Annotated in this window: 26 protein-coding genes; 13 read left to right on the top strand and 13 right to left on the bottom strand. The window is 60.0% G+C overall.

The genetic code is table 11. The features are described 5' to 3' along the window. Positions 1-76: 76 nt before the first annotated feature. The 4 genes from NLM33_RS18935 to NLM33_RS18920 all read left to right on the top strand — a co-directional run bounded on the left by NLM33_RS18935 (position 77) and on the right by NLM33_RS18920 (position 4,959). Entirely contained in the window at positions 77-952 is an 876-nt protein-coding gene (locus tag NLM33_RS18935) for a prephenate dehydrogenase/arogenate dehydrogenase family protein (RefSeq protein WP_254097552.1), read from the top strand. A gap of 1,159 nt (positions 953-2,111) precedes the next feature. Beyond that, positions 2,112-2,912, top strand: coding sequence for a chorismate mutase family protein (locus tag NLM33_RS18930; protein ID WP_254097551.1), 801 nt, complete (start codon positions 2,112-2,114; stop codon positions 2,910-2,912). Further along, the gene (gene pabB / locus NLM33_RS18925; protein WP_254097550.1) at positions 2,912-4,360 is read left to right on the top strand and encodes an aminodeoxychorismate synthase component I; all 1,449 of its coding nucleotides are present in this window, start codon (positions 2,912-2,914) and stop codon (positions 4,358-4,360) included. Before NLM33_RS18930 ends, pabB begins: the two co-directional genes overlap by 1 nt. After that, complete coding sequence (locus NLM33_RS18920) at positions 4,357-4,959, top strand: aminodeoxychorismate/anthranilate synthase component II (protein ID WP_254097549.1); 603 nt, start codon at positions 4,357-4,359, stop codon at positions 4,957-4,959. The genes pabB and NLM33_RS18920 overlap by 4 nt, the downstream gene beginning before the upstream one ends. A 210-nt stretch (positions 4,960-5,169) precedes the next feature. Here NLM33_RS18920 and NLM33_RS18915 read toward each other — a convergent pair whose 3' ends face one another. Continuing rightward, entirely contained in the window at positions 5,170-5,418 is a 249-nt protein-coding gene (locus NLM33_RS18915; protein WP_254097548.1) for a hypothetical protein, read from the bottom strand. Positions 5,419-5,457: 39 nt separating this feature from the next. Continuing rightward, a complete protein-coding gene (locus NLM33_RS18910) occupies positions 5,458-5,946 on the bottom strand; it encodes a hypothetical protein (RefSeq protein ID WP_254097547.1) in 489 nt (162 codons plus the stop codon). 688 nt (positions 5,947-6,634) lie between these two features. On the opposite strand from NLM33_RS18910, the gene NLM33_RS18905 reads away from it, so the two are divergent. From NLM33_RS18905 to NLM33_RS18865, 9 genes are all read left to right on the top strand, one after another. Continuing rightward, positions 6,635-6,982 carry a hypothetical protein gene (locus NLM33_RS18905; RefSeq protein WP_254096628.1) on the top strand — a complete coding sequence of 116 codons (348 nt, stop codon included), beginning with the start codon at positions 6,635-6,637 and terminating at the stop codon, positions 6,980-6,982. Between the two features lie 9 nt (positions 6,983-6,991). Beyond that, entirely contained in the window at positions 6,992-7,735 is a 744-nt protein-coding gene (locus tag NLM33_RS18900; RefSeq protein WP_254096627.1) for a hypothetical protein, read from the top strand. A 138-nt stretch (positions 7,736-7,873) separates the two neighbouring features. After that, on the top strand, positions 7,874-8,272 hold the full coding sequence (locus NLM33_RS18895) for a helix-turn-helix domain-containing protein (protein ID WP_254096626.1): 399 nt from the start codon (positions 7,874-7,876) through the stop codon (positions 8,270-8,272). A gap of 23 nt (positions 8,273-8,295) precedes the next feature. Further along, positions 8,296-8,595, top strand: coding sequence for a hypothetical protein (locus NLM33_RS18890; RefSeq protein ID WP_254096625.1), 300 nt, complete (start codon positions 8,296-8,298; stop codon positions 8,593-8,595). Continuing rightward, complete coding sequence (locus NLM33_RS18885; RefSeq protein ID WP_254096624.1) at positions 8,592-9,038, top strand: hypothetical protein; 447 nt, start codon at positions 8,592-8,594, stop codon at positions 9,036-9,038. Before NLM33_RS18890 ends, NLM33_RS18885 begins: the two co-directional genes overlap by 4 nt. Further along, a complete protein-coding gene (locus tag NLM33_RS18880; protein WP_254096623.1) occupies positions 9,035-9,364 on the top strand; it encodes a hypothetical protein in 330 nt (109 codons plus the stop codon). The genes NLM33_RS18885 and NLM33_RS18880 overlap by 4 nt, the downstream gene beginning before the upstream one ends. Then, entirely contained in the window at positions 9,361-9,540 is a 180-nt protein-coding gene (locus tag NLM33_RS18875) for a hypothetical protein (protein WP_254096622.1), read from the top strand. Before NLM33_RS18880 ends, NLM33_RS18875 begins: the two co-directional genes overlap by 4 nt. A gap of 116 nt (positions 9,541-9,656) precedes the next feature. Further along, positions 9,657-10,994 (top strand): ParB/RepB/Spo0J family partition protein, encoded by a 1,338-nt coding sequence (locus NLM33_RS18870; protein WP_254096621.1) that lies wholly within the window; start codon positions 9,657-9,659, stop codon positions 10,992-10,994. 127 nt (positions 10,995-11,121) lie between these two features. Beyond that, positions 11,122-11,613 (top strand): hypothetical protein, encoded by a 492-nt coding sequence (locus tag NLM33_RS18865; RefSeq protein ID WP_254096620.1) that lies wholly within the window; start codon positions 11,122-11,124, stop codon positions 11,611-11,613. A gap of 73 nt (positions 11,614-11,686) precedes the next feature. Here NLM33_RS18865 and NLM33_RS49685 read toward each other — a convergent pair whose 3' ends face one another. The 11 genes from NLM33_RS49685 to NLM33_RS18815 form a co-directional block, all read right to left on the bottom strand. Further along, entirely contained in the window at positions 11,687-11,890 is a 204-nt protein-coding gene (locus NLM33_RS49685; RefSeq protein WP_371929944.1) for a hypothetical protein, read from the bottom strand. Further along, positions 11,851-12,873 (bottom strand): hypothetical protein, encoded by a 1,023-nt coding sequence (locus NLM33_RS49680; protein WP_371929943.1) that lies wholly within the window; start codon positions 12,871-12,873, stop codon positions 11,851-11,853. Before NLM33_RS49680 ends, NLM33_RS49685 begins: the two co-directional genes overlap by 40 nt. Next, complete coding sequence (locus NLM33_RS49495; protein WP_305880486.1) at positions 12,873-14,372, bottom strand: hypothetical protein; 1,500 nt, start codon at positions 14,370-14,372, stop codon at positions 12,873-12,875. Before NLM33_RS49495 ends, NLM33_RS49680 begins: the two co-directional genes overlap by 1 nt. Positions 14,373-14,410: 38 nt before the next feature. Continuing rightward, positions 14,411-14,755 (bottom strand): hypothetical protein, encoded by a 345-nt coding sequence (locus NLM33_RS18850; RefSeq protein ID WP_254096618.1) that lies wholly within the window; start codon positions 14,753-14,755, stop codon positions 14,411-14,413. Further along, positions 14,752-15,354 (bottom strand): DUF4376 domain-containing protein, encoded by a 603-nt coding sequence (locus NLM33_RS18845; protein WP_254096617.1) that lies wholly within the window; start codon positions 15,352-15,354, stop codon positions 14,752-14,754. Before NLM33_RS18845 ends, NLM33_RS18850 begins: the two co-directional genes overlap by 4 nt. Positions 15,355-15,365: 11 nt before the next feature. Further along, complete coding sequence (locus tag NLM33_RS18840) at positions 15,366-16,634, bottom strand: hypothetical protein (protein ID WP_254096616.1); 1,269 nt, start codon at positions 16,632-16,634, stop codon at positions 15,366-15,368. A gap of 71 nt (positions 16,635-16,705) precedes the next feature. Continuing rightward, entirely contained in the window at positions 16,706-17,467 is a 762-nt protein-coding gene (locus NLM33_RS18835; RefSeq protein ID WP_254096615.1) for a YmfQ family protein, read from the bottom strand. After that, on the bottom strand, positions 17,464-17,910 hold the full coding sequence (locus tag NLM33_RS18830) for an endonuclease domain-containing protein (RefSeq protein ID WP_254096614.1): 447 nt from the start codon (positions 17,908-17,910) through the stop codon (positions 17,464-17,466). The genes NLM33_RS18835 and NLM33_RS18830 overlap by 4 nt, the downstream gene beginning before the upstream one ends. Next, complete coding sequence (locus NLM33_RS18825) at positions 17,911-19,026, bottom strand: baseplate J/gp47 family protein (protein ID WP_254096613.1); 1,116 nt, start codon at positions 19,024-19,026, stop codon at positions 17,911-17,913. Between the two features lie 77 nt (positions 19,027-19,103). After that, on the bottom strand, positions 19,104-19,463 hold the full coding sequence (locus NLM33_RS18820; RefSeq protein WP_254096612.1) for a hypothetical protein: 360 nt from the start codon (positions 19,461-19,463) through the stop codon (positions 19,104-19,106). Further along, the gene (locus NLM33_RS18815; protein ID WP_254096611.1) at positions 19,460-19,978 is read right to left on the bottom strand and encodes a phage GP46 family protein; all 519 of its coding nucleotides are present in this window, start codon (positions 19,976-19,978) and stop codon (positions 19,460-19,462) included. Before NLM33_RS18815 ends, NLM33_RS18820 begins: the two co-directional genes overlap by 4 nt.

Raw genomic sequence — 19,978 nt, 5'->3', positions numbered from 1 at the left:
GCTCCTCAATTGATGGCTGAAGCTGCGTAGCAGTTGAAGCGTCGCAAACGCTCTAATCGCGAACAGGCGGGAACACATGATGCAAGGTTCACAAGTCACGATCATAGGCGCCGGACGCGTCGGGCTGAAGCTCGCCGAGCTTCTCAAAACGTCCGGCGGACGCATACGCTTCGTGGATCACGGGCGGGTGGCTGACATAGATAAGGACCTGATCGTGAGCGATGCGATGAACCTGACGCAGGAGGCCGAATCCGCCATTGCGGAGTCCAATATTGTCGTTCTTGCCTTGCCGTTCACGGTAGCAGAAGCCGCATTCAAATCCGTCTGTCGGCAGCTCAAGGGCGACACACTGTTGATCGAGACGCTTTCGGTCAAGACGAGACCCGCCTCCTGGGCGGCTACCTTACCTCGCGAGGTGGAGTATCTTGGCCTCAATCCACTGTTTGGCCCGGAGCTCGGTTGGGCAAATCGTCCAGTCGCGGTGGTCGCGTATAGATCAGGGCCGAGGCTCGAAGCCTTTCTGCAGCTTCTACGGCACACGGCTGCGAGCCTTGTCGCACTCGATGCCGCAGCTCACGACCAACTGCTTGCGCAGCGTCAGCTGGCTACGCATGCGCTGCTCCTGTCGCTCGCGAGCATCCTTCGCGACGAGGACACCGCATTTCCGCTTGAGGTTGGTCCGCCCCCCTATCACCTTCTCCTGGCCGCAGTCGGGCGCATGCTGACCGGCACGCCCGAGACATTTGCTGAGATCCAGACGGAGAATCCTTTTGCGCCGACAGTCCGCTTGCGCCTGATCGCGGCACTCGAGAGGCTAGGTGGGGACGGCAAGGAAGTGCTCGACTACCTTCGCAGTGAGTGGAGTGATCTCGCGCCACGTCTCAAACCGGCCGCCGCGACTTGCGAGCGCCTGTTTGCATGCCCGATTTTTCCTTTAGAGAGGACCGAATAAGATGCTTACGCGACATTGCTGGCACAATGAAGAGCCAGGAAGAAGGGGCGTCTCCTTCAATAGTCAGCCCCTCGTTCCGCATGGGACGTATTCCACGGTATTCGTTGCCCCATTGGAACGCCGATCATTGCTACCCTTCGTGAAATCGAGACTCATCTCAATCGCCTGATTACGGTGCCAAACGGACCAGCATGGCAATCCCGTGGACGAAAAGTCGGGAGAGTTGCTCGAACGGGAGCCGCGGCGGACCTATTACATCCGACCGATTGCTATCGAGGGCGGTCTTTCTTTGGCTGACGGGTGCCACGGGTAGACCGTCGCCCGTGAACAATTCTCTAAACGATTGAGCGGGAGCTTGTTTCTCTGATGGCGTTTGAGATTGCGGGGATTTCAGGCTTGAGCGGCGCGAACCTTGCTAGTTCGTTTTGTGGAGTCCTCTTCGCAGCAGACAACGTCTAGGCAAAACCGCTGCCGACAATCTGCGCGTCGGCTGACTGGCCTATCTAGGCCTGTCAGAGTACCACGTCCGAAGCGACCGTCACTTGCCGCTTCCGATGCGACAGGAATGTTGAGCTTCTGCTCATAGCAACCCGAAGGCCGCTCGAACGGTTCGCATATTTCGGTCAATGTTGTGGAAAATCGGCTGCGGCCGAGAGCAAGCGCGAGGCTTCGGTACCCGCCGATAAGCCATCATTTGAGAGTAGGCGCGTCGGCGTCGGGTTTGAGACACTGCCGACAAGTTGACGCTACGCTCAGCTAGACAAAGCGGCTGAAATCAGCAGCTTCCAGTTGGGCACGTCGCTTGCATGGTTCTCTTCGCGTCCTGAGCGTGGACGAACATGAGCCCGTTGTGAGCACCGCGGGATTAGTATCTCGGTCAGTAGGAACAGGGGGAATACGACTACAACAATCAAAGTCCGAGCGTAGCTCGTGTTGCCACACCTACGGCACTCAGGAAGATCTCGTTCCAGCTGCGGTCCCAACTTTTGTTCAGCCAGTTCGGGCCTAACTTACAATTGCTGACATTTTCGACAGAGCGCCCCTCTCGACGCAGACGACGCTCATTCTGGACCGGCTCTTCGCGTGGGCATGCACAAGCTCGGATGGCTGCCAAGATGATGTGTTTAGACATGCGCAATGCGCTTCACCGGAGGAACAAATGGACGGACAGGATATCCATGATGCCGAGCTCGATCGCCTGCGCGTGCAGCTCGATAGCTTTGATGACGAGTTGATGCGGGCTTTAAGCGGGCGCTTCGCCATTTGTGAACGAATTGCGGAGCACAAGCGAAAGCACGGCATTAGCATTATGCAGCCCGCCCGTGTTGAGGCCGTCCATGCGCGTGTTGCGGCGTTCGCGGTCAAGAGCGGCCTTGACGCTAGGTTCGTTCGCCGCCTTTACAATCTGATCATTGAAGAAGCGTGTAGCTTGGAAAGGAGGCGAGTTGTCGGCGCAAATGATGCGCCTGTCGCCAGTCTTCTCGCGCGAAACGCTTCACGCATCGATCATGTCGCGATAGCTGTTCGCGATCTAGAGGCCGCGATTGGTCTGTTCAGAAGTCAGTACGGCTTTGAGTTGATCGACCGTGCCGACATCGAAGGTCTCGTCAGCGGGATGAAAACTGCGACGATGCGAGCAGGTGCTGTCACTTTCGTTCTGTGTCAGGGCACCTCACCAAAATCTAATGTGAGCCAGTATATCGATGCATACGGGCCTGGTATCCAGCATTTGGCGATCGAGGTCGACAATCAGGAGCAGGTGCTTGCGGACGCAAAGGAGAGGGGAGCCGATTTGTTAACAGGCATCATCGAAGGACCTGGCCTGAATCAGTCCTTCACTCGCCGCGATGCGAACAGTGGAATGCAGTTGGAGTTTGTTACGCGCGTGTCGAACCAGGGCTTCGATAAGGATAATATGCGTGCGCTGTTCTCTGCGATGGAGGGCGATGGCGTCTTCTGATGTGCGATGCAACGGAACAAGGAGAAAACCTCACGCGCGGGCCCATGCACGTGCGCGAGATTGCGTGGATCGAACCGCATATAGCGGCCGCTCGCCTGCGTCCACTTGGCGAGCTGGCCTTCCTTGACAGCGCGATGCGCCACTCGACCCTTGGACGCTATTCCTATGTGACGGCAGCACCGTTCGGTCGCCTGGTGGTCGAGCACGGCGAGTCATATTGGAACGGCGAACACACAGGCAAAGAACCACTTTACGAGTTGGCGCAGCTGATGCGCCGTTTCTCGCACCAGAGACACAAAGGCCTGCCGCCATTCCAAACGGGCTCAATTGGGTTCTTTAGCTACGAAATGGGACGACTCATTGAGCGCGTGCCCCGTCCGGCGGCTGCCGGGGTGGGGCCGGTGCCCGAGATCATGCTCGGATTCTATGACGTTGTTGTGGCTTTTGACCAAATCGAAAATCGGGCCTGGATCATCTCGTCTGGGTACCCGGAGAAAGATCTAAGTAGCCGCTTGGCACGCGCACGGGAGCGAGCCGCGCTTTTCGAGGTGCGCCTCGCCCTTGATGTTTCGCAGGCTCGAGGTCCTGCGCCATCAATCCCGCGCTCACGCTGGAGCTCGAACTTTGAACAAAATAGCTACGAAGCTGCTGTCGCGCGTGTCATACATTACATCTTGGAAGGAGATATATTCCAGGCGAATGTGGCCCAGCGCCTCATCTCCGATCTTCCATTTGGCTATGATCCCTGGGCCTTCTATTTGAAACTACGCCGCCGGAACGCTGCCACGTTCTGTGCTTATCTTGAGCACGGCGACTTTGCATTGGCCTCAAGCTCACCCGAGCGATTCCTGAAGGTCGAAAACCAGGAAGTCGAGACACGCCCGATCAAGGGGACCGCGCCACGTGCCAACGACCCCGAGCAAGACTCGCGCAGCGCCAAGGCGCTTCTTGCTTCCGAAAAGGACCGCGCCGAAAACATCATGATCGTCGACCTTTTGCGCAACGATCTGTCTCGCGTCTGTCGCCCACACAGCGTGAAAACGCCTTCACTGGTCTCGCTCGAAAGCTACGCCGGAGTACACCACTTGGTATCCTCGGTTACCGGAACACTGATGAGGGGAAACACGGCGCTCGATGTTCTCCTGGCCGCCTTCCCGGGTGGTTCGGTGACGGGCGCGCCGAAGCTCCGCGCTATGGAGATCATCTCCGAAATCGAGCGGGAGACGCGCGGCGCGTATTGCGGAGCGATCGGTTGTCTCGGCTTCAACGACTTCATGGACACTAACATCGCCATACGCACCGTGACGTTTTTGAATGGACGGGCATCGTTTCACGCCGGCGGAGGAATTACGGCGCTCTCGAATCCAGCAGCGGAATACCAAGAAACTCTTGATAAGGCTGAGCGGATCCTGCAGGCCTTCGAGGAACTCGATTCGAGCGACCCATGATCCTCCTCATCGACAATTACGATTCGTTCGTATTTACCGTGGCACGGTATCTCGCCGAGCTTGATGAAGTACCTCGTGTAATTCGAAACGACGCGATCGACGTCAGCGGGATCCTGGAACTCGGGCCTGCTGCTATCGTTCTGTCCCCCGGACCATGCGCTCCGGAGGACGCCGGAAACTGTCTGGCATTCGTACGCGAACTCAGTGGCAGAATCCCGATATTAGGCATCTGCCTTGGCCACCAGTGCATTGGTGAGGCATTTGGCGGTTTGGTGCGACGTGCCCAAGAGCCGCTGCATGGGCGGGCTACTCCGATTCTCCATGATGGAAGTGGGGTTTTTCAAGGCGTGCCGAGTCCGTTCAACGCCGGGCGCTATCATTCGCTTGCAGTCGAACTGCCCGCCTCGGCCGCAGAGGCCATCCCGCTTCTCATCACCGCCCGAAGCGAAAGGGAGGAAATCATGGGGCTCGCCCACTTCACTGAACCGACTTATGGCGTTCAGTTTCACCCCGAATCGATTCTGACGCAGCATGGTCATACCCTCTTGGCCAACTTCCTAAAAATCGCCAACGACTGGCAAGACAGTATCGCTGAGTGACGATGGGTCTATTTGTGGTCCGCCTCTGTCGAGACTTCTGGCAAATATCCCAACTGCTGTTCGATATCCCGGCAGTTAGTCGTCCGTTCTTTAATCGCAGGCACGGCGTCAACCCCGATAGACAAGAGTGATCCACTGCCGGGTTCATGGTTCTTATATGGACGCCTCCCATTTGCCAAGGGTCGCTTTAACCCGTCGGCCCGCACGACCTCAAAGCTCTCCCCGTGCTGCACGATGTCGAGCTTCGGCATTCGGCGGCGCCGTGACATCCTCGCGCTTCATCACATTCACAACGCTGACGGTCCAGCCTCGTTGCTCGCATTCCGCGCGCACCTTGTCTCGCGACCATCGTCGCATGTAGCGGACGACGGAAGCCGTCTCGACGACCACGTCGTCGAACAGCACGATACCGGCTGTGAAGCTGGGCGCGCGGATCTGTGCGAGGACTTCGGTGATCATGGCCCCTTATAGCGTCCGGTGTGGGGCCGGTCACGGCTCTTACCGATCCGCCTTCTTGGCGACCTTGGCCTTTCGCACCGACCGCGCCCGAACACCATTCTTCGGGCCGCGTCGGGCCGCTGCTCTCCTCAGCGTCGCAAGCTGGGTGGCGGCTGTGGTGATCGCGTTCTGGATATGCGGGATGTAATCATCGGCGTCGGGCCGCACCGCCACATATTTCGGATTGCCCATGTAGCCATCGCGGCATTTGCAGATCACGCCCTTGTGGCGGATCAGCGCGCCGACCGCGCGACGAACACTGGTGCGCGACATGTTGAGCTGCCTCCCTATCGCGCTGATCGAGATCGGCGGAAGGCCAGCGCCGTCGTTGACGCGGATCACCATGGCCACGAGGAGTTCCTCGCTCGCGGCGCCCACGTGGCTCTTGCGCCCGTGATCGCGGTGAAGCGTCAAGCAGATGGTGAGGATCATCTGGTAGACAATCGCAGCCTGATGTTGCCACAGGCTGAAAGGGACGCCGTGCATCATTCCTAAATCAAGTCCTTGTGCGCCCCCACACGCCTCTAGCGAAGCACCGTCCGCGCGCCAAGTTACGATGCAGTAACGCGGCACTTATGAGATTTTTATACGCCTAGCTACTTTCGTCGAGTGGACAAATTGTCCGGATTGACCGCGCTCGCATGTCGATGAAAAAAGCCCGCCCTTCGGATGACGAAGGGCGGGCCAGTGTCGGCGAGGCGGACCCGATATCGCCGCCTACGGCAAGTCGGGCATGTGCATAGTCTTCCTCGCCGGTCCATCTGTCCTAAAGGTTGTCGTTCGGGTTGGCCATAGTCAACTCGGACGACAACTGAATAATCGCTCAACTCGGATTTCAACTTTGGCTGTGGCGAAAACCTGTGCGGCCAAATTTATTTCGCCACAATCATCATACTAATCATCAACACATAAGCAGCGGCACAAGCCGCGCGACTAATGTGCATAGATTGGACGGGCACCGATGAGACGCTGCGGTGACTGCTCGTTGTGTTGCAAGCTTTTGCCTGTGCCGCCTTTACAAAAGGCTGCGGGCGAACGTTGCCGCTTTCAACAATTCCACAAGGGATGCGCCGTCTATCACACGGCGAAGATGCCGCCTGAGTGCGGCCTGTGGAATTGTCGCTGGCTGATCAACGATGACGCTGACGATCTGTCGCGACCCGATAGATCGCACTATGTGCTCGATCTCATGCCCGACTTCGTCACGGTCCGCGACAACGAGACGGGCGACGCTCAGAACATTCAGGTCGTCCAGGTATGGGTCGATCCGCACCACCGCGATGCCCACCGCGATCCCGCCCTGCGACGCTGGCTGACCCGCCGCGCCGAAAAGGGCATTGCTGCGCTGATCCGTTTCAACTCCAGGAAAGCTCTCGCCGTGTTCGCGCCACCGTTCGACTTGGCGGGGCAATGGCGCGAGATCGACAGCGGCATCGCTGCGGGCCGCACTCACTCATTAGCAGAAATCGCGGAGGCGCTCGGTGGTCGAGCGTCGGCGACCATCGAGACGAACGGCAAGGGATAGGTTTAGGGAATGGCGTACAGCAATGAACTGACCGAGATCGCGCTCAACGAACTGAAGCTGCATGGTGTCAAGGGGCAGACCCGAGACACCAATGGCGGGCACATCGAGATCGCCTGGCAGGTGGTGCCGGAAAAGGAGGTCCGCCGCGTGATCGTCGCGAAGACGGCCAGCGACTGGCGGGCCCGCATGAACACGCGCGCCGAGGTCCGTAAGCTGCTGCGCGCCGACAACGTGACGCTGAAGTCTCAGAACGACAAGCCGGAGAAGCCGAAGCCCTTAACGAAGGCGCTGGAGTTGCCGCAACCCGAGGCCGTCGTCCCGATCCCGGACCAGATGAAGGCGCTGCGCGGAGAAGTCGCCGATCTGACCGAGCTGGTGCTGCGGCTTACCAAGATCGCGACCGGCATGCGCGAGGTGCTCACAACGCACGTTCCGAAGCCGCAACCGGCCGCCCCGGTGATCAAGCCGTCGTCGCGCAGCATCAAGCTGGTCGAGTATCTGTCGCTCGACAAATGGGTCGCGATCTCGGCCCTGGTGCGCGACACCGGCCTGACCCCGACGCAGATCAAATTGAAGCTGCAATACCTCAAGCAACACGAACAGATCGAGAGTTACCGTGGCGAGGTCAGACTGAAGCCAGCGGTGCCGACGCCGTCCGCAAAGAAGACGAAAAAGGTCGCGCCGGCGAAGCCGACTACGAGGAAGAAGCGCGCTCGGCAGCTGCACCAAGTGGAGCAGGCCGCATCCGCATGAGCGAATGACGTAGCGCGGATACGAGAAGGGAGAACTCCCCGAGATAAACGACCAGCTGGAAGGAAACGAGGCGCAGCGCAGAGCTCGATCTGGGCGGCGCGATGCTAAAAACTGGGCATGTAATGAAGGAGCGCAAAGATGCGCCGTAGACAAAAGACATCGCCGCGTGCGGTGAACGATGGGGATCGCGAACTCGGCAGGAATATCCGGTCGCGGAGGCTTGAGCTGCACATCAGCCAGTCCGAGTTGGGGGAGGCCCTGGGCGTCAGCTTCCAGCAAATTCAGAAGTACGAGAAGGGCACCAACCGTGTCGCAGCGGCGCGATTGGGCGAGATCGCCGCTTTCCTCAAGACCACGGTGGCGGCTCTGATCGGTGGGGACCTTCCATGGGACAAGCAGAAGAACAGTTTGGTTAGTGAGTTCGTCGCGAGCAGGGACGGCATCGATTTGATCGAGGCCTGGTCACGGGTGGAAAGCCAGCAGGTCCGGCGCAGCATCATCTCCCTGACGCGCTCGCTGGCCGCGGAGGGGCACTGAGGCACTGACGAGGAGGCCCAGCTATGTCTGATCCGCGCGACGACGATCCCGAAGTGCATTCCCCGCCGAACGAGTTGAGGCGCATCGACGCTGTCTGGGCCTTCATCTCCAGCGACGAGACCGGTGAAGGTCTCTGCGCCGCGCCGTTGATGGGACCCGGCACGCTGATCCCGCTGATCGCCGCCGACGAGGAGCGGCTGAAACTGTGTCTCCCCTGGGCGCGCTGGATCGCGGCGATGAGCGGCAAGACGATCAAGCTGATCAAGCTGTCCCAGCGCGCCGAGATCATGGAAATCGGACCCGATGGGGAGACGATGCAATGAGCGGCGTACTCATTATCGGCGAAAACGAGCGGGCCGAGATCGCTAAGGCGATCCGGTCGGCGCTGGCCAAGCCGATGCCCTGGGAAAAGATGCGGCAGATCATTGTCGACGACCGAGACCATCCGACCAATACGCTGAAGCTCGGCGAGCGGCCGGACCCTGACCGCATCGAGGCGCTCCGCAGGGAATATCCGAGCTATCCCGTGCAGCTCGGGTCCTACGTCGCCGCGATCTCGTTCGAGGAGCAGGCCTCCGGACTGTTCCGGCATCTCTCAATCTCCTCGCGCGTTCCCGGCAAGGTCCCGAATGAGCACGCCGCCAAGATGGTGCTGGAGGCGTTCGGCTTCTCTGGATATCCGCCGAGCCGTCCCTATCGCGTGTGGGTCGAGGAATACGAGCCCGGTCGCGTCGCCATCAACTTCGTTGAGCTGGAGCCTTCATGACCGAGCACACCAAGGACAAGCTGGCTGGCGCATTGCGCGAGGTCGGGCTGCACGAGATGGCCGAGCGCGCGGCGACCGGCTTCTATCACGATTTCCTTTCCCCGCTCGATCTTCCCGAGATGGAGCTGGAAAAGGACCTCCGCGTGGCAGCCCAGGTCGCGCTGTCGTTCAACGATCAGAAGCGGGCCCAGGCCATCGAGGCTGTGCGAAAGCGGCACATCAATGGGGACTTCGACGCGAGCCCGGAGGAGTCCGAGGCGTGGGCCGAGAGCGAAGAAGGACGGGATGCGTTCCGGCAGCTGATCGAGCCGAGGTCGAAGAAATGACGACCAAAGACGAGATCATCGAGCAAGCCGCTCGCATCATCGATACGAACGCCTTCACCCGCTATGTGACCCACGAGGGCATGATCAAGCGGCAGAAGATCGCCCGGCGCAAGGCCGCCGAAATCCTTTCCATGTTGTGTGACGCCGCGCGGGAGGGAACGAATGAGCGGGGATGACCGCGTCTCGGGAATTCCCGATAGGGCACCCAGGGCCTTCGACGCTGCCAGTCTGGTTCAAGACACAAAAAAAGCCCCGCTAAGCGGCGGCCACGGACGTTTCGAAAGGGAGTGTGATGCTCGTTAAGCTCGATCAGTTGAAGCCTAATCCGGCCCGCGATTTCAAGGTCGATCCGATGGCACCCGACGTCGTCGTCAATCTAGAGAAGTCGATCCGGCAGGATGGGTTCTGGGGCGGCGTGGTCCTGCGCAAGAACGAGAACGGCGAGCTGGAGATCGCTGCGGGGCACCACCGGGTAGCCGAAGCCCTCAAGGCTGGCATCAAGAGCGCCGATCTGTTCGTCGGCGACATCGACATGGTCGGCATGATCCGCATCTACGCGAGGGAGAACGCAACGCAGCGCGGACAATCAGGCACGGCGCAGGTCGGCACCGTGGCGGCGGCACTGCGCTATCTGGCAAAGCAGATCATGACGGGAGGGGTTTCTCGTGATTTCGCGAGAAACCACGACCTCGACAAGCTGCAAGGCAACATCGCCAGCGCCAAAGGCATCGGCGAGCCAATCATCACCGAATTTCTCCAGAATGTACCCGACATCAACGAACACACCGTCCGTCAGCAACTGGCCGTCCTGAAATCCTCCGGCGACTATGCCCGGATCATCGACGAAGTCGCGACCGAGGTCGAAGACGAGAACGCCGCCGCCGTCGCAGAGCTGGAAACGGCCGAGCGCGAGCGGGCGGAAGCTGAGCGTGAGGCCGCAGCTGCCGAAGCGCGCCGTCAAGCTGCCGCCGCTAAGGCCAAGGCCGCTGCCGACGAAGCTAACAAGGCGAAGGCCAGGCGCGAGCGGGAAGCAGCCGAGGCGGCCAAGGCCAAGGCGAACGCCAAAGGAAAGGCTGCTACCCAGCGTGCGAAGCAGCACAGCCAGGCGCAGAAAGCCACCAATGTCGCACGAAGCGCTCGCAACACGAGTGTCAGCACGCCGATCACGTTCGATCTCGCAGGCGTGGCGAAAGTGCTCGATCAGGCCGGATTGTTGGAAGCCTTCCGCAAGGCCGTCACCGCGCCGAATGTCGCGTCGTTGCTGCCGGTCAGCAATCAGGCAGCTCTCGCGCGCGAGCTGGTCGAGATCGCCTATAAGAACCAGATCGACGTCACTGCCCGGTTCATCAGCGAGCGCATCGCCTACATGGTGCATGACATCCGGGTGAAGCAGCGGCGGGTTGACGGCGACGAACACGACCGCGCCTTGAAGTCCGATTGGACCCGGCAGGCGACCGAGTTTCAGCACCAGCTCTCACGGCAGGCGAACGCCATGCTGTCGCAAGCCAAGAAGCTGAAGACGCACTGCGAGCGGGCACCGACGGGCGTGACGCTCACTGCCAACGCCGAATTGCGCAACGCCATCAACAATGCACGCGAAGCCTTGCAGATCGTCGGAGAGCTGCAGTGAGGAAACAGGTTGCAAAGCTCCGTCGTGTCCGCAACGCCAAACATGCCCTTGGGGCGATGCAAACCCGCGACGGGGGAAGGCGCAGGTCGACCTCGCCAGCCAGTTCTACAAGCGGTTTCCTATCGGAATGAGGTTCAACGCCGACGAGTTCGACAGCTGGATCGAGTCCCACAAGCTGATCGAGCGCCCAGCTGGAGGTAAGCGGTCGGCGGCCTGGCGCAGCTATCTCGACCAGCGTAACCAGCTTCGCGTCAAGATCAACCGGTCAGCAGTTCATCCGAGAATGACTGAGGCCGGATGCCAGCCGTACGTGATCGACTGGGTCGGCGTTGGCTACGAGGTGAACACGCCCGAACGCAGCGCGATGATCAAATCGATCTTCTCGCAGATCGCAAGCCGCATCGTGACGAAAAAGAAGCAACTCGCGCGGCTGTACCAGGCCAAGGACTACGAGAGCCTGTCCGAGGTCGACCGCGCGTGGATGGTGGTCGAGACGATCAACGACCTTGCCGAGTCGTTCGCGGGACAGATCTTGCAAGCCGAGCGTCGCTTGCACCGGTTTTCTGATCGCATCCATGCGGAACAGATCAACATGCTCGAAAGGCCGCAGGCCCGTTAACATCGCTGCCGGGTCTGGCTGGGCACAAAAAAGGCCCCGCCGAAGCGGGGCCTAGGCCGGGAGGTTCGTTGCGTCAACGCGCGGCGGCTTCCAGCATCTCAATGCGGGCCATTGCCTCCTGAAGCGTCTTGGTCAGAGCCGCGATGATCGTCCACGGGTTCGGAGATTGGATCGCATCCGGCGCATCCTTCGGGCAACTCGCTGCGCTATCAATCATTGCCTCTTGAAGCTCGTGGGCTAGGAAACCCCAACGCTCGATATCATCACCCGCGAACATCGGAGCTGTTCCAACCTCTTGCCCCTCATCACGAGCCTTGGCGTTGTACTCCAATTGCGATGGCGGCGTGAAGTCCTTCTGCGTGTATGAGATCGGCCGCAATTTCTTAACGGTCGACCACATGCTCCGCAGATCGGCCACGTCTTTTTGGTGCGATAGTCCGAGGTGACGCTGATGTTGCCGAGGTTGGTCGCGTCGATCCACAGTTGACACGGCCCGGAATTGTAAAAAAGATTGAAACTGTTGCCGCCATAGCCTCCGCTAAAACCTTGCTTGCACACATAACCGAGAGCGCTTAGAAATTGTCCACCTGATTGAAACTGCCAGTCTTTGGTTGCATTCGTTACGTGGAAAGTCCCGGAAGAACGCTCCCAGTACATTGTGGACTTGTTGGCGCCGGTCTCATCATTAAAGAACAGATTAGCGTTGGCACCGGCTTGTGCTTGTACGACAATGCTGTTCCCAAGTGCGGTAAGGGCACCACCGCATTTTAGATCAATCGAAGTCGTGATGACACCAGTCGAGCGGGTGATCTTGAACGGCGTATCTATGGCGACGCCGGCATCATTGTAACGGATGATGTCGAAGTCGCTGCCCACGTTACTGCCGCTCTCCGATGCAGCATTGCCGAACTCCATGACCCAACGCGCATTCCCTGTGGTGAACCCACCAATCGAGCAATTTGTCCCCGCACTACCTGATGCCTTGTTCAAGGTTATCTGGCCAACGGCCGAAGAGATGATTAGTTGACCGCCGGATGAAATCGTCAAGTTACCAGTCAACGTGCCACCAGCAATAGGCAGTGCTTGCGACCAAGCCGCATTCAATCGACCGTAGGTCTTACCGTCGCTCGGCGCGTCTGTACCTGTCAGATTTTGCGCATCCCACGTCACGCCACTCCAACGATACACCGGCACGCCCGCCACCGCTGGCGACGGGTAGAGTTGACCCACGCTCGGAGTGTTGGGGAAGTCCAGTGCCATCATAACCTCGCATCAAGGCTCATAGCGCCACCGCCAGCGACATTCGAGTAAATTGACCCGACCGATCCGGCAGCTAGGCCGCTTGCGACGCTCCATTGAACAGACACCGCATTGGTCGTGACGATACCCACCACGCCTATGCTGGTCACCGCGACGCCATTCGCTGACATGTTGACTTGCACCGGAGCAGGCACGGCTCGCATGATATTTGGCGTCCAGATGACCGTCTGGCAGGTCGTGGCCGTGTCGCACATGCCAACAGCGACGCGTTGATACTGATTGCCGTTCCATAGCCACAAATATCGCTGGGCTTGCAGAAGTTCCTGATCATATGGACGCATGATGCAGGCGGCGCGATCAGCAGAGGGCAGTTCAAGTCCGGGTAGCACGATCAAGCCAGTAATTTGGAACGTGTCAGTCGTTGCCGCGACACCATTGATGGTGCCTGTCGCTCCAGCGAGGTTCGCCGCAGCCCACGCGTTCGGAGTGCCAACCAGCGAGCTTCCGGCCATCAAGCAGAAACGAACTTGCGCTCCGAAACTGTTGTCGGTCGGCCACGTTCCGGTAACGTCACCCGTGATCGGCACCGCGTTGAATTGCCACGTGTCGGCGACGTTTTGGCTATAGGTGAACGGGAAGCTTCGATTGCACGCGCCGTTCTCATAGACGCCGGAATAGAGTCCAGTGCGGTGGTGCTTCGACCAGAACCCAATCGTGAGGGGCATGGCGGTGGACTTGCCAAAGCCCGCCTTCATCGTTCTATTGCCTTCGATGCGATTGATCAGAAAGGCACAGTCACCTGATCCAGGTGAGGCGTTAGCCGTCGTGACAGCGACCTTGAGCGAAGATCGCAAACCGGGAGGCGCATCGAGAACGCAGGAGCAGGACAAGACCTGAGCGCCTGAGCTGTTCACCGCCCAACTATCGACGAGATAAGCATTGCCGCTCGTGGACCCGGTGCCAATCACCTGATTGACATCGCACGAACCGTTGTGCTGCATGCCGTTGTAGGCGAGCGCATCGAACGGCGCGGCATAGATGTTGGAGCGCGCCTGCGTCTTCTGCGATGCCGCGAGCGCTTGCACCGCAGTCGAGACGTAAGCACTCAGATCGGGCGACGGAATGGTCACCACCCACTGCGTGCTCGTGCCATCGTTGTACAGCACATAGAGCACGCCAGTGTCGGACTTCCACCACAGGCTCTTGTCGGGTGCGCCAACCGGGGCGGTATCGGAGACGTAGACCGACGCGCTCGTACCGGGAGGACCAGCAGGGCCAGCAGGACCAGCAGGACCCGTGTCGCCCTTTGGTCCTTGCGGACCTACGTCACCTTGCGGACCCTGGTCGCCTTGATCGCCCTTGTCGCCCTTGGGGCCGGGTGCGCCTGTCGGACCCGCAGGACCGGGCGGACCTGCCGGACCGGGCGGGCCTTGCTCTGGCACTTCGATGATCGTGATCGGGTCCGCCAGAATGACTTGAACGTCATCCTCGTCCTGCATGACGAGCACATCATCGTCGGCGCTGACAACGACATCCGTCATCGCGACGGTCCCATGCTATGAGCCCAGGTCCCGCGCCAGATACGGATTTGCGCGCCAGAGTTGCTCGCAATCAACGATTGCTGATACTCGTGCGCCGCAAGCTGCTCCAAGTCCGCTTGCAGAACAACCAATTCAAATTTGCCGTTGACGGCATCGACCAGGGCGATGCGTCCATTCTCGGTCGTCAATTCCATCGACACGGTGGCATCCTCGACGTGAGGCCGCAGCATCATGTGAAATGTCCAGCCGGTCAGATCGATCGGTGCGCCATCCACCGTCTGGTAGACGAACGCGCGCCGAAAGTCGGCGTCGCTTTCGGTGCTGATGTTGACCGTGGTCATTTCTTGCCTTTCGGCTTCGACTTGAACACGTTCTCCAGCTTCTTCGACAGCGGGATGTTCACAAACGCATCGTTGATCTGCTCGTGCGTCGTGATCGCCCCGCTATCGATCCCAGCCTTGACCTGCGAGTAGATCGCGAAGCAGGACCCAATGTGATCTTGCACGCCATCCGACAAATCGATCATCTGCCGTGCGTCGATCGGCACCAGCCTGCCGTCCTCCGTCACCCAATCGGTGGTGAATTGCGGGTCGTTCCCTGCCGCGTTCCGCGCGCCGATGATCATCAGCTTCGATCTATCGTCGGTCCCGACCACATAGCCATTGATGACGAGACTGAGGGTTTCGCTCGTCCAGCGCACATAGGCCGCATAGGCTTCCAGCGTCACGAAGATGTTGTAGGGCTGCAGCACCTCCTGCAGGGCGCGGTCGGTCTGGTTGCCTTGGATGTCGCGCGGCCACGCCGTGGGCACTCCACCCATTCCGCTCCACGCCGCATAGTCTGCCTCATCCGAGGCGATCTTGGTCTGCTTCGAGCTGGAGAAGATGCGCCCGTCGTCGGCGAGCCAATACCAATCGGTCGGATTATAGGTTATGACCATCGTCACTGCTCCTAACCGTACTGTCCGCCTGAGCCTGTCGTACCTGCCACAGTGCCGGGGAAGTGATTGACGCCAGCACCGCCAGTGGCAATGATGGCATTCAATTCAGCGTCGTATTTTTTCCCGCTGACGTTCCCATAACCGGTGATTGTCCCAAGCTGGTTTGCCCAGACGCCCAGACAATTCGCATTGATGAACGGTCCGGAGTACGACACCGGGTTGATGACATTCACAGTCGGTCGATTGACCGGATCACAGATGATCAGAGAGTTGATTTGCACCCATGCAAACCAAGAAGCGCCACCCGAGATGATGTGGTTGCCCGTAATGCCAAGCGTACCTCCGTCAGTCGCAGCGACCTGAGCGGCAACAGCCGACCCCCATTGCATGTTGCGAACAGTCACCGCGCCATTGTTGCCATGCGACCAGAGGCAATTGCCCGGATCGCCGGTACCGGCCGTCGTCCCGGTGTTGCTGATCTGGAAGCCAGCGACAAGATAACCGCTGCCATAAAGAATGAATGTCGTTCCGGTGCTGCACGTGAGTTGGCAACCGGATGGCGTCGCCTCGTTGCCGAGGATATTGATCGAGCCTGAGCCGTTCATCGGCGGAGCAACGGTCTGTCCGATGTAGACACCATTGGCCACGTGGATCGTGACGCTATAGCCGTTGAGATTGAAAGTCTGAGCTACATTGATGGCATGTTGGATTGTCGCGAACGGGGTGCTTGCCGTTCTTCCATCGTTGAGCGTGTCGCTGCCGGTGGTTGCGACGTAGTAATCCAGCGATGCGCCCAGCATCGTGACGCTGTCTGCGCCGATGAGGAAGAACACGGTGCCGTCATAGACCAACTCAATGACGTCACCAGCGGCGAAGTCACCGCTCTGGATGTCCTTATTGCCGCGCTTCTTCATCGGCTTTGCGCCGAGCGCGTTGACGTTGAGCACTGACGGCCCGGTGGGCGCATTGCCGACCTTCATCCGCACGACGAGACCGGCGCGCAAGGCGGTCGGTGCCGGGGTCAGCGTCACCTGATAGGCATTCGCCGTTCCGGCATCGAGCGCGTAATTGAGCTTGCCGCCCTGCACGCCTTGACCGAGCTGCCTCAGGTCGGCGTTATCAGGCACGAGCCCGCCGTCACTGATCAGGTTGACGATCTCGCGCTGCGGATACTCGATGGACGCGGCTGGCGGGATTGAGCCCTGCGTGCCAGTCGCCGGATTGCCGTTGATGTAGGGCGCGTTCGGATCGCTCACGCCATAGGGCTGGATGTAGAGCATGCGCGCGTCCTCTCACGGCGTCCCGCAAACCTGCGGAACGCTGTGTTCTCAGATTGAAAATGTTTGGATCGCTAGGGCGTCCCTTCCATCGGATCGCGAGGATGAAGGTCCGTGTAGTCGTAGATGATCTGCGTGTGCGCGGGCTTCCAGCGGTCCAGGATGCATTCGAGGTCCTGCGCGCGACCGATGCGCAGATGCGGATCGACGCCGCACTGGCCCGATGCGCACCTGAACCAGTGCAGGTCGGCCTGGTGGACGTGCACGGTCCAGTAATAGCGGTTCTCAGGCGGCCCGAGGCCGTAGTTCGGCCACTCGCTCAGCTCACCGTTCTGGAGCGGCGTGCCGTCCGGAGTGAGAATCGGGCGGCCCCACTGATCTTGCATGAAGGTGCCGTCGCCATAGACGCGATTATTCCCGCAAGCGTCGATGCCGACCATGAACGGGCGATATTCGGTGATGGTGATCGTGTAGCCGAGGAAAGCCGCGAAGTTGATATAGAACTCTCGCGACTGCGAGCCGTACAGCGTCATGCGCGCGACGAGTGCGGCCTGGCGCTGGGCTATCGTCTGCGGCGCGGTATAACAGGGATCAGGCAGGCCCCAGTTGCGTTCCCAGTCTGGCAGCAGCTCAACGGTCTTACGCGGATCGCTCTCGATCTCCAGGAGATTGGCGGCGCGCCCATCGACATAGCCCCAGTAATTGTTCAGTCCGTCGCAGGCCTGCCAGAGCACGCTATCAGTGGAATGCTTCGGCCACGCCTGGCCCTGCGGCAACAATTCGAGGAAGGCATCGCGATAGTCACTTCCGGCACGGCGGATATGCCGGTCGCTCATTGGCTACGCTCCAGATACTGAAGCACGCGCCGAATGCTTTCGATACTGTCGCCCAGCTTGCCAAGCCCCAGATTGCAGTCGCGACATATGTAGCCTCGAAATTGTCCAGTCTCATGGTCATGGTCGAGGGCAAGCGGCGACTCTCGGTGACAGATCGCGCATTTGCTATCAGTCGGTGGCGGTGGGTACTCGACACATTCGGCAAAGCCAAGCTTCTTTGCATAAAACCGGCGTTGGTATGCGGTTCGCTGCGCGCACCGCTCCTTGCGTGTCGAATATTCTTGAACGCGCTCTGGATTATCCGCTTTCCAGCGCGCGGATTTTGCCAAGCGTTTCTCCTTGTGCTTCAGGTACGACTTGCGGTCGTAGCCACGGACCTTATCCGCATTCGCGCGCCGCCACTCCCGCTGACGATCGAGGTTACGCTTGCGGCTCTTGCTCATTTACTCGTAGAGAATTGTACCCAAGTCCGCCATGCTGCCGATGTTGGGCATGACGAAGTCGTTGTTGGTAACCAGATCGAGCGAGATCACGCCCGGAGCCTTCATGATCGCAGCGCTGATCCACGCCGAGAAGATCGTCTGGCCAGGCGCGGCCATCCGGAACAGCATGTCCTTGAGCTGCGCCTCGATCTCGGCCTTGCACTCGTCGGTGTTCGGGTTGAGGTCCGCGATGGTCAGGTCGAGGAAGTACTTGATCGGCGCGGCGACGAAGCAATCCTTCACGGTGACGGGCCGCATCTTGTCGATGTAGGCACCGACCGTCGCGATGTCCTCCGGCAGCGGGAAGCCGTCGTTGTCGGCGCGCAGATCGTCCATCATGAAGCGGACGGTCATGGTGCCGATGCCTTGCTCGACATTGGCCCAGGCCCGCGTGACGCCAGGAACAGCTAAAGCCCAGGAGACATAGTCAGCTTGCGCGCCGCCCATCGGCGGGTTGCGGATGCGCTGCAAAATCCTGGCGCGCAGCTCGTCGTCGGTCTCGGTGTCGGTCCCGCCAGTCAGAGCGTAGGCAAAGGCCGTGCTGATGACGCCAGGGACCGTCGGGTTGAGCGACAGCCCCGATCCGTCCGGTAGATTGCCGAATGATCCGGCATCGACCGCCCGGATGTTGCCGGTGACCGGCACGCTCGCCGACGTGGTGATGTCCTCAAGGGTTTCAAACGTCGCCACCGTATTCGGCGAGCTGAAATTGACCGGCAGCTCGACCGCGCTCTGCAATTGCGTCCCGGCCGGGACCACCGTGCCGTCGATGATGCCCTGGAATTGCGCCGAACCGATCGCGAGCGTCGCCATCTTGCGGCCGGTCGAGCCGTCCGCGTTGACCAGCCAGATTTGCCCGTGCCTATCGAGCCATTCCGTCTCGGCGGTGTCGGGCAGAAGCTGCAGCGACAGCCAGTCGACATATTGCAGCGTCAAGTGGCAGAGCGCGCCCTGGTTATCCGAGAGAACCCGCAGCACGCTGTTCGGGACGTTGGCATCCGCTCCAGGCAATGAAGCGTTGACCGCATCGCGGACCAGTTCACGGACGGCGCGTAAGGAAGGGGTCTGCCAGGGCATCTCGTTTCCCGTGAGTGACGTTGTCGATGGCCCAGAGTGGCCGCAGATTGGATAGCGCGAAGCATTCCAACATCTCGTCAGGCAAGCGGAACGTGCCTGATGTGATCGGCGTGCCATTCGCCGTAGTTGGCCCACGACATTCCCGGCAGGAATTGTGCTGCGATGTGGCGTCTCAATACGTCGCCATCGTAACCGAGCGCGGTGATGTCGCTTGGAAAGCTGCCGCTTATGATGTGACGCATTTTGCGGCCGATTGCGTCTGCCGCTCGTTCTACTGGATCACGACGCCGTCGTGCCTCAGCCTCGCACCGCTTCTCAGGATGCCTTTGGCGATATCGCCGCGCACGCTCTTTGTAGTTGCCGCGCGGCTTATTTCGCTCTTCCCGATGTGCCGCTTCCCAACGCCTGAGATATGCCCTGCGTTTCTCTTTGTTCATGTTTGCATTGCGTCCCAGAGGACGGCGTAGCGAAGCTCGATTTCAGGAAGAGGCCCGCGATAGATGCGCAGCAGGGCATCGATCCGCTGCGTGTCGACGCGGGTCACCCACACATCGAAGCCCGAGCAAATCTTGCGGTCGACGAACGGCTGGATCGCAGCGGCGATGTAGTTCTCGACCATCACCAGCGTGGAACCCTGCCGCGCCTGGGCAGGCGTGATCTTCGAGCGGCGCAGTAGCCACAGCTTGGAGCCGATATCCCAGCCGCCCCAGATCGCCTGCGCGTCCATGTCGCCCCACCAGCCCATGCGATCACTGGAGTCGGGATCGGGCAGGATATCGTTCGGGCCAGCGAGCGCGTTGGTGCCGAGCGCGACGATGATCGCGGTGGCCAGCGCCTGGGTATCATCGAGCGTGCCATCCGGCAGCAGCGACCAATCGACCGTGACGGAATACTGCGGAAAGACGTTGTTCTGGACGAGCCGGATGTCAGGGACATTGTAGCCCGCTGGCAT

Origin of the sequence: Bradyrhizobium sp. CCGUVB1N3 (assembly GCF_024199925.1) — a bacterium.
Classification (GTDB): domain Bacteria; phylum Pseudomonadota; class Alphaproteobacteria; order Rhizobiales; family Xanthobacteraceae; genus Bradyrhizobium.
This window is presented reverse-complemented; position numbering and strand designations above follow the sequence as displayed.